This is a genomic window from Paenibacillus ehimensis NBRC 15659 (assembly GCF_004000785.1).
Taxonomy (GTDB): Bacteria; Bacillota; Bacilli; order Paenibacillales; family NBRC-103111; genus Paenibacillus_G; species Paenibacillus_G ehimensis.
In genome coordinates, this window is sequence record NZ_BILX01000138.1 from 1 (window position 1) to 8040 (window position 8040).

At 57.0% G+C, this 8040-nt stretch carries 7 protein-coding genes; 3 read left to right on the forward strand and 4 right to left on the reverse strand.

The window, feature by feature from the left end:
• The first annotated feature begins 495 nt into the window (after nt 1–495).
• Together PEH01S_RS33500 and PEH01S_RS33505 are read left to right on the forward strand one after the other, a co-directional pair.
• On the forward strand, nt 496–1068 hold the full coding sequence (locus PEH01S_RS33500; protein WP_025849266.1) for a class I SAM-dependent methyltransferase: 573 nt from the start codon (nt 496–498) through the stop codon (nt 1066–1068).
• A 159-nt stretch (nt 1069–1227) separates the two neighbouring features.
• Nucleotides 1228–2193: a type I phosphomannose isomerase catalytic subunit gene (locus PEH01S_RS33505; RefSeq protein WP_127490378.1), complete on the forward strand. Its 966-nt coding sequence runs from the start codon at nt 1228–1230 to the stop codon at nt 2191–2193.
• An 82-nt stretch (nt 2194–2275) separates the two neighbouring features.
• Here PEH01S_RS33505 and PEH01S_RS33510 read toward each other — a convergent pair whose 3' ends face one another.
• The 4 genes from PEH01S_RS33510 to PEH01S_RS33525 all read right to left on the reverse strand — a co-directional run bounded on the left by PEH01S_RS33510 (nt 2276) and on the right by PEH01S_RS33525 (nt 6668).
• Entirely contained in the window at nt 2276–4045 is a 1770-nt protein-coding gene (locus tag PEH01S_RS33510) for a B12-binding domain-containing radical SAM protein (protein WP_127490379.1), read from the reverse strand.
• A gap of 119 nt (nt 4046–4164) precedes the next feature.
• Nucleotides 4165–4392 carry a hypothetical protein gene (locus tag PEH01S_RS33515; protein ID WP_025849263.1) on the reverse strand — a complete coding sequence of 76 codons (228 nt, stop codon included), beginning with the start codon at nt 4390–4392 and terminating at the stop codon, nt 4165–4167.
• A 231-nt stretch (nt 4393–4623) separates the two neighbouring features.
• Complete coding sequence (locus tag PEH01S_RS33520; RefSeq protein WP_127490380.1) at nt 4624–5721, reverse strand: ABC transporter permease; 1098 nt, start codon at nt 5719–5721, stop codon at nt 4624–4626.
• The gene (locus PEH01S_RS33525; RefSeq protein WP_025849261.1) at nt 5718–6668 is read right to left on the reverse strand and encodes an ABC transporter ATP-binding protein; all 951 of its coding nucleotides are present in this window, start codon (nt 6666–6668) and stop codon (nt 5718–5720) included. Before PEH01S_RS33525 ends, PEH01S_RS33520 begins: the two co-directional genes overlap by 4 nt.
• A gap of 171 nt (nt 6669–6839) precedes the next feature.
• On the opposite strand from PEH01S_RS33525, the gene rlmD reads away from it, so the two are divergent.
• A partial coding sequence (gene rlmD, locus PEH01S_RS33530; RefSeq protein WP_127490381.1) for a 23S rRNA (uracil(1939)-C(5))-methyltransferase RlmD occupies nt 6840–8040 on the forward strand: 1201 nt, incomplete at its 3' end.

The following is an 8040-nucleotide window of genomic DNA, read 5'->3' on the forward strand; positions in this document are numbered from 1 at the left end:
GGCGGGGCCGATCGAGCCGCCGAAGGCGAGCTCGGAGCCGGATGCGACGGGCTCGCCGGTGGCGAAGCCGGGGTTTCAGACGCCGGCGGCTCCGGCAGGCGCCGGGGATCTGGCGCCGCCGGGACGGGCAAGCGATTGAAGCCCGATCGGCATGCTGCAAGAGCTTACATAGCTCATAGCTTCAAACTTTATCCTTGATGAATAAGACATTTCCGATGCGTTATAGCACTGGAGTTGAAGCCGCCTAAACCAATAGAGGAACTGAAGTCAGTTATTTATGTCGAATTTGGTGGGTTCACTTTATTTTTGTCGTATTAAGGCACCATAGTTCCTTTAGGTTTCACATTTTACTTAAACCCGGCTCATAGCGCATTTCTGTTCCTCTATTGGACTTAATCCGATTTGTGCATCCTTATCCATATCTGTTGGTATCGGCAAAGAAACGCGCTCGCCGCTTAAACATCTCAATTCCTTGGTACAGGAGGAGTCGCTCCTTTGGGTTTTGTGTCCATTCTCAGCTTTGCACATAAATTAATAGAAGAACGGGTGCAGCCGGGGGAAACCGTGATCGACGCTACGGCCGGCGGCGGAGTCGATACGGCGTTCCTGGCGCGGCTTGTCGGACCTTCCGGGATCGTGCACGCCTTCGACATCCAGCAGCAGGCGCTGGACCGAACGGCATCGCGTCTGGAACAGGAGTGTCCCGGCCGGGACGTCCGGCTTCACCTGCGCGGCCATGAAACAATGCTGGACGTCATCCCCGAAGAAAGCCACGGCCGCATCGGAGCCGTCATGTACAATCTTGGCTACTTGCCCGGAGCCAATCATGAAACCGTGACGGAACCAACGTCAACGCTTGGCGCCTTGGAGGCTTCCACTCAGCTTATTCGACGCGGCGGTATCATTACGATCGTGCTGTACACCGGCCATCGGGGAGGCCTGGAGGAAGCGGCCGAGGTCGAGCGCTGGGCCGCGGCCTTGCCGCAAAAGCATTTTCAGACGCTGCAGTACCGTTTTATGAATCAGATCAACTATCCGCCTTATCTTATCGCCGTCGAAAAAAGATAGTGCCGCGCGATAAATCCAAACCGATGCCTTCCCCGCTTTCGGTGCTTTTCAGCTATAGCAAAAGGCGGGGCGGATTGATATAATGCAAAATAGAAAAAAAATGAAAGGCCCGGTTTGCTCCGGTAAACCCGGCCCACCAGGATAAGGAAGTGGAGAGAGATGAAGCCGTATCCGTTGCAATGCAAACCCGAATTCAAAGAAAGAGTATGGGGCGGACGTGCGCTCGAACAGTTCGGGCTCGAACTGCCGGAGGGCCCGATCGGCGAAGGATGGATGATCGGCGATCACCCGAACGGAACGACCACCGTTGTGAACGGGAAGTTGGCCGGCATGGGACTCGATCAAATCCGCGAGCAATATGGGAGCGAGTTTTTCGGCAGCAAGGGCTTTTCGGAGAAAAACGGGCGTTTCCCGCTGCTCATCAAGCTGCTTGATTGCCAGGACGACCTGTCCGTACAGGTGCATCCGAACGATCATTACGAGCGTCTGCCGCAAGGCGAGCTGGGCAAAACCGAAATGTGGTACATTTTGGATGCTAAGCCGGGCGCTAAAATCATTTACGGGCTGAAAGACGGCGTGACCCGCGAGCAGCTGGCTCAAGCTATCGAGCAAAATCGCATCTTGGACTGCTTGAACGAAGTTATCGCCGAAGCGGGCGATTCCTTCTATATCCCTGCAGGCACCGTGCATGCGCTCGGAGCCGGTGTGCTGGTCGCCGAAATTCAACAAAATTCGGACAGCACTTACCGGCTGTACGATTACGACCGTCTCGGTCTGGACGGCAAACCGCGCGAGCTGCATATTGAAGATTCCTTGAACGTCATCGCCTACGAAAACTCGGGCGCTACGTATATGAAAACGAACCTGAACGCTTCCGGCGAATGGTTGACCCTGGCCCGCTCCCCGTTCTTCGTGACGGAAAAAGGCCGCGTCGAAGGAAGCTGGCCGCTCCAAACGTCGCCGGAGAGCTTTGTGATCCACATTATCTGCGAAGGCACAGGATCGATTCGTTGGGCCGACGGCGAGCTGAATGTGAAACCGGGCGAATGCTATCTGCTCCCTGCCAACCTCGGCAGCTATTCGCTTGAGGGCAGCATGACGGTCCTGCGCAGCTATCTGCCATAGACCACAGCAGCGGCTTCTAAAAAAAGAACACCCTGTCTTTTTCGTAATAAAGACGGGGTGTTCTTTCATTATTGCCTATGCCTTAGGCGCTTGTCGGCTCCAGCGCCAGCGTAAACGGCTGCGGCTTGGCCGAAGCGTCCGGCGGGAAGTACACAATGAGCAGCTGCTCGCTTGTCCGGTCCAGCTCTCCGCTTTGCAAATAACGGTCCAGCCGGAACGGCAACTTTTCGATCATGACATGCTTATGCAGATCCTTCTCCCCGATGCCCAGCGCGGCGAACGAACCGGATACCGCCTCGGGCCGCTCGGCAAGCAGCCGCAAATAATCCGACTGTCGGGGCTTGTCCAGCGTAAAGTCCCACCAGATTTTCCGCGGCTTGTATTTGTGGTTCAGGAAATAATCCAGCTTCATCAAGCCTTCGATGACATCAAGCTTGGCCGTTCCGCGATGCTTCAGGAACGCATGCAGCCGGGTGAACAAATCCTCAAGCTGGTGCCCGATTTTTTGCCAGCCCCGCTCCTCCCAATAATCGCCGAACTCTTGGAAGAAGTCGAAGGCCGACGTAAATTCGCGCTCGATCAAATACCGGACCGTATGGTCCATCCGGTGGGCGTTCCAGTATTTTTCCAGTACATCCTCTACCCGCTTGATCCGCACCAAGTCCGAGAACGGCAAAATGTTATTGCCGAGAATTTCATACGGCGCATGGTCCATATAGAGGTAGCCGTATTTATCCGCGTCGTGGCGCATCCCGGTGCCGCGGAGCATTTTCAGAAACCCGAGCTGCAGTTCCTCCGGACCGAGGGCGAAAACGTCGTTGAACGTTTTACGGAACGAGTTGTAATCCTCCTCAGGCAGACCGGCAATCAGATCGAGATGCTGGTCGATTTTGCCGCTTTCCTTCACCTTCGTCACCGTCCGGGTCAGCTTGGCAAAATTTTGGCGGCGCTTGACGAGGTTGTTGGTCAAATCGTTTGTAGACTGTACTCCGATCTCGAAGCGGAATATGCCTGGCGGCGCGTTCTCTGCCAAATAATCGAGCACTTCCGGCCGCATAATGTCCGCGGTAATCTCGAACTGGAACACGCAGCCGCTATGGTTTTGGATCAGGAATTCAAAAATTTCCATGGCATAGTCGCGTTTAATGTTGAACGTCCGGTCCACGAACTTAATCAGCTTCGCTCCGGATCGGATGAGATAAAGCAGATCGCTCTTGGTCCGTTCCATATCGAAATAACGCACGCCTACTTCGATGGAAGACAGACAGAATTGGCAGCTGAACGGACAGCCCCGGCTCGTCTCGAAATACACGACACGGTTCCCCAGACTCGGGACATCCTCCGCAAAGCGATGCGGCGTCGGAATGTCGTCCAAGGCCAGCTTCGGCCGCGGCGGATTGATGACGACTTGTCCCTGTTTGTTGCGGTAGGCAAGGCCGAAGACGCTGTACAGGGCGCGGTCTCCTTCCAGCTCGGTCAGCAGGTGATGGAGCGTCTCCTCGCCTTCCCCGACGACGATGAAGTCGACTTCCGGCAGCCGGTTCATCCAATACTCCGTATCGTAGGAAACCTCCGGGCCGCCCAAAACGACGATCAGCCCGGGCATGATTTTCTTCAGCATGCTGACCACGACGATCGTTTCTTCGATGTTCCAGATATAGCAGGAGAAGCCAACGACCTCGGGCTTGCGCTGGTAAATGTCGGACACGATGTTCATCGCCGGGTCCTTGATCGTGTATTCGGCAATCTGGATGCCGGGAAAATCGTTCTGGCTGAACGCCTTCAAATACCGCAGCGCGAGCGAAGTGTGAATATATTTGGCGTTTAACGTCGATAAGACAATATTTTTCATGGGAACTCCGTACCTCTTTACTTATCCATTTTCGTATCGAACAGTATCCCTATTCTACCGCGAAACGGAACCGAACACAAAAAAAGAAAATGGAACGCGACGTCCCATTTTCCAAAAAACTAATACAAGGATTCGCTGACGGGCAGGCTGTCCGGCTCGGGAGCCAGCGCAGCAAGCATGAATTCGTCCTGCCCCTCTTCCTTCCACATGTTGGCCTGGGTCAACAGCTGCTCCTCCACCTGCTCCTTTTGCGTTACCAATGCTTCGATATTGCCCTCGGAACGCTCGATATTGTCCTGCAGTCGATTGCGCTCCGCCAGTCTCTTGGCCAATTGGTACAAAATCATGATTTAAAAATCGTCCCTTCGCATCGAATATTATTGTCTTCATGTTACCGGGCAAACATTAAGACAACATTAGGAGAATATAAACAAAAGGTTAAAATTCTCCTTTTCTCTATATATGCAGCAAGATGAGCATAGTATTTCCCATTTTTAAGAAAAAAATGTGGAATTTTCGAGGCGAAAGAGCGAGCGCCGCCCGTGAAAGCTGCGGCCTGGACCGGAGTCCCCGCTGGCTTATTCCCAACGGAACGTAAAGCTTGCCACGATAAATGCGACGAGCAGCCAGCCGCCGAGCAGCGCCGCTTCGGTCCAGACGACGGAAAGCCCCGCACCTACGTTCATCACCTGACGCAGCGCCGTCGTCAAATGGGAGATCGGCAGCAGTTTGACGACGGGCTGAAGGAACTCCGGCATGCTCTTGATCGGGAAGAAGACGCCGCCCAGGAACAGCATCGGGAACGAGACGAAGCCGGCGATCGGTCCGGCGCTCTCCGGCGTTTTGGCCAGACCGGCAATAATAAAACCGATGGACATGAATGCCAGCGTCCCGAGCACGATGAAGCCGAGCAGCAGCAGCCAGGAGCCGTTCACTTGCGTGCCGAAAAAGAGCGAGCCGACGACCAGCACAATGACGGCCTGCAAGCCGTTCAGCAGCAGCCGCGCCGTAATCTGCGAAGCGATAAACGTCGAAGCCTTCAGCGTCGTGCTCTGCATCCGCCGCAGGATGCCCCGCTCCCGCCACGAAGCGATTTGTCCCGCCACCCCGTTCAGGTTGTTGGACATAATCATCATGGCGACGATGCCTGGCACCAGGAAGTCGATATAGCTGAGCTTCAGCGACTGCACGCCTTCCGGCCGGATCGTAATTTTCGGCGTATAGCCCGACAGCTTCTTGTCGATCCCGTCGATGGCCGGAGCCAGCACCTGCAGCCCGATTTGCGAGGTAGCGGCATTCGTTTCGTCGTAATACACTTTGATCGCCGCGGCCACCCCCGTGCCGCCTGGCTTCGTCAATTCCTCGTAGCCCTTCGGAATGACGAGCACAAGCTGGTAATCGCCGCGTTTCAGCGTCTCCAGCTCGGGGTTTACATCGGAGGCGGCGTTCAGCCGCAGGATCGGGTTGTCCTGCAGCGCCTTTATCAGCGCTTCGGAAGCGGCTGTCCGGTCCTCATCGACGATGGCGCCGGTGACGGAGACCGGATTGCCTTTGCCGAGAAACGAGCCCAGCATGACCATGAAGAAGATCGGAAAAAGCAGCGTCCAGAACAGCACCTGCCGGTTGCGGGCAAACAGCCGCAGCTGGGCAAGCGTCAGATGGATGTAAGCGTTCATGCTTCCCTCAAGCTCCTTCCCGTCATGTGGATGAATACGTCCTCCAGCGTGGCCGTCCGGGTCTGCAGCTCCTGCACGCGCCAGCCCTGCCCTTCCGCCCGGCCGATCAGATCGACGAGCGAGGTTTGCAGATGGTCGGTATACAGCACGAAGATATCTTTGCGCTGATCCACCTGCTTCACCTCACTTACTTCCCGCAGCGCTTCCGTTACTGCCTCCTGCCGCTCCCCGTCCCAAGCATCGGCGCCTTCCAGCCGGAATTCGATGGCGCTGTCGGATTGCAGGTTGCGGACCAGATTCCGGGGCGTATCGAGCGCGATTACCTGTCCGCTGTCCATCAAACAAATGCGGTCGCACAAGGTATGCGCTTCTTCCATATAATGCGTGCTCAGCACGATCGTTTTGCCGCGTTCCTTGAGCCTAAGCACGATGTCCCACAGCATCCGCCTGGCCTGCGGGTCCAGACCTGTCGTCGGTTCGTCCAAAAAGACCACCTGCGGGTCGTTCACGAGCGCCAGCGCAATCGCCAGACGCTGTTTTTGCCCGCCGGAGAGATTTTTGACACGGTCGTTGCGTTTTTCCTGCAAAATCATATCTTCCAGCAGCGGCTCAATCGGTACGGAGCTCGGGTAAAAGCTGGCGTACATGCGGACGATCTCGTGCACTTTCAGCAGATCGAACAGCGAGGTGGATTGCAGCTGGACGCCGATCACCTGCTTGACCTGATTCAGCTGCGTCCGGGTGTCAAAGCCTGCCACAACCGCGTGCCCTTCATCCGGCTGTCTGAGCCCTTCGATCATTTCCATCGTAGTTGTCTTGCCCGCGCCGTTCGGTCCGAGCAATCCGAACACCTCGCCCCGATATACTTCGAAATGGACGCCCTTCACGGCCGTAAAATCCCCGTACCGTTTCACTAAACCGTCCGCCTTGATCATCGTTTCCGCCATCGGCAACATCTTCAGCTCCTTTGGGGGTCGTTCTTGGAAAAAGCTACAGCTAGAGTATACCATCCGGCCGACGGGGATGCCTAATCTTAAACATGGAGCCCGTTTCGCCAATAAGGCCCGGTCATGGTATAGTAAGAACAGCGATTTGACCAGAAACGGAGAGAAAACGGCATGAGCACGGAATGGAAAAAAAACCGCGATTCTTCGCGTCCGCAAGGAAAAAGACCGGAAGCCGCACGCCGGCCCGGAGGGAAGAAATTTTCAGCGACAAACCGGCCCGCGACAGCTGAGGATCTGAGAGCCGGCGACCGGATCGTGGTGACGATCAAACGGATCGGGATTAACGGCGAGGGCGTCGGCTATTATAAGCGCAAGGCGGTATTCATCGACGGCACGCTGCCGGAGGAAGTCGTCAAAGCGACGGTGACGAAGGTCGAACCGAGCTATATGACGGCCAGGCTGGACGAGGTGGAAAAGGCTTCGCCGCACCGCCAAAAGCCCCCCTGTCCCGTCTATGACAGCTGTGGCGGCTGTCAGCTTCAGCATATGACGTACGAGGCTCAGCTTCGTGCCAAGGAGGAGCTGGTACGGGAAGCGTTCCGGCGGTACGCGGGCATGGAGGCGGCCCCGATCCGGCCGATTCTCGGCATGGACAACCCCTGGAGCTACCGGAACAAAGCGCAGCTGCAGCTCGGCCGCACAGGCGAGCAGGTCGTCGCAGGCTTGTACTCCCCGGGCACGCACAAGCTCGTCGACATTACCGGCTGCGCGATACACGATCCGGCGATCAACCGGGTCACGGAGACGGTCGCCAAGCTGCTTGGCGAGCTGGACATCCCCGTCTACAACGAACGGACCCGTCAAGGCGTCGTCCGCACCATCGTAGCCCGCGTAGGCCGGCAATCCGGCGAGATTCAGCTCACGCTCATCACCGCGGCGGACCGTATTCCGGACCGCGAGCGGCTCGTCCGCCGCATCCGCGACGAGCTGCCGCAGGTGACGACCATCGCGCAAAATTTGAATCGAGAAGCTTCTCCGCTCATTTTCGGCGCGAAAACGACCGTGCTGTGGGGCAAGGAGCGGCTGGACGAGACGCTCGGCGACGTCCGCTTCTCCCTCTCCCCCCGCGCATTCTTCCAGTTGAACCCGGAGCAGACGGTGAAGCTGTACGACGCGGTCCGTGAAGCCGCTGCGCTGACCGGGGAAGAGCTTGTCGTCGACGCCTACTGCGGCACCGGCACGATCGGGCTCTGGCTCGCCCCGCACGCCCGCGAGGTGCGCGGCATCGAGCTTATTCCCGAGGCGGTCGACGACGCCCGGGACAATGCCCGGGCGAGCGGCGCGGCGAACGCCCGCTTCTTCGTCGGGCGTG

Bases quoted from the DNA above. Each gene is read 5' to 3' on its own strand.
- PEH01S_RS33505 (WP_127490378.1), top strand. From the start codon at position 1,228: ATGAAGCCGTATCCGTTGCAATGCAAACCCGAATTCAAAGAAAGAGTA.
- PEH01S_RS33510 (WP_127490379.1), bottom strand. From the start codon at position 4,045: ATGAAAAATATTGTCTTATCGACGTTAAACGCCAAATATATTCACACT.
- PEH01S_RS33515 (WP_025849263.1), bottom strand. From the start codon at position 4,392: ATGATTTTGTACCAATTGGCCAAGAGACTGGCGGAGCGCAATCGACTG.
- PEH01S_RS33520 (WP_127490380.1), bottom strand. From the start codon at position 5,721: ATGAACGCTTACATCCATCTGACGCTTGCCCAGCTGCGGCTGTTTGCC.
- PEH01S_RS33525 (WP_025849261.1), bottom strand. From the start codon at position 6,668: ATGGCGGAAACGATGATCAAGGCGGACGGTTTAGTGAAACGGTACGGG.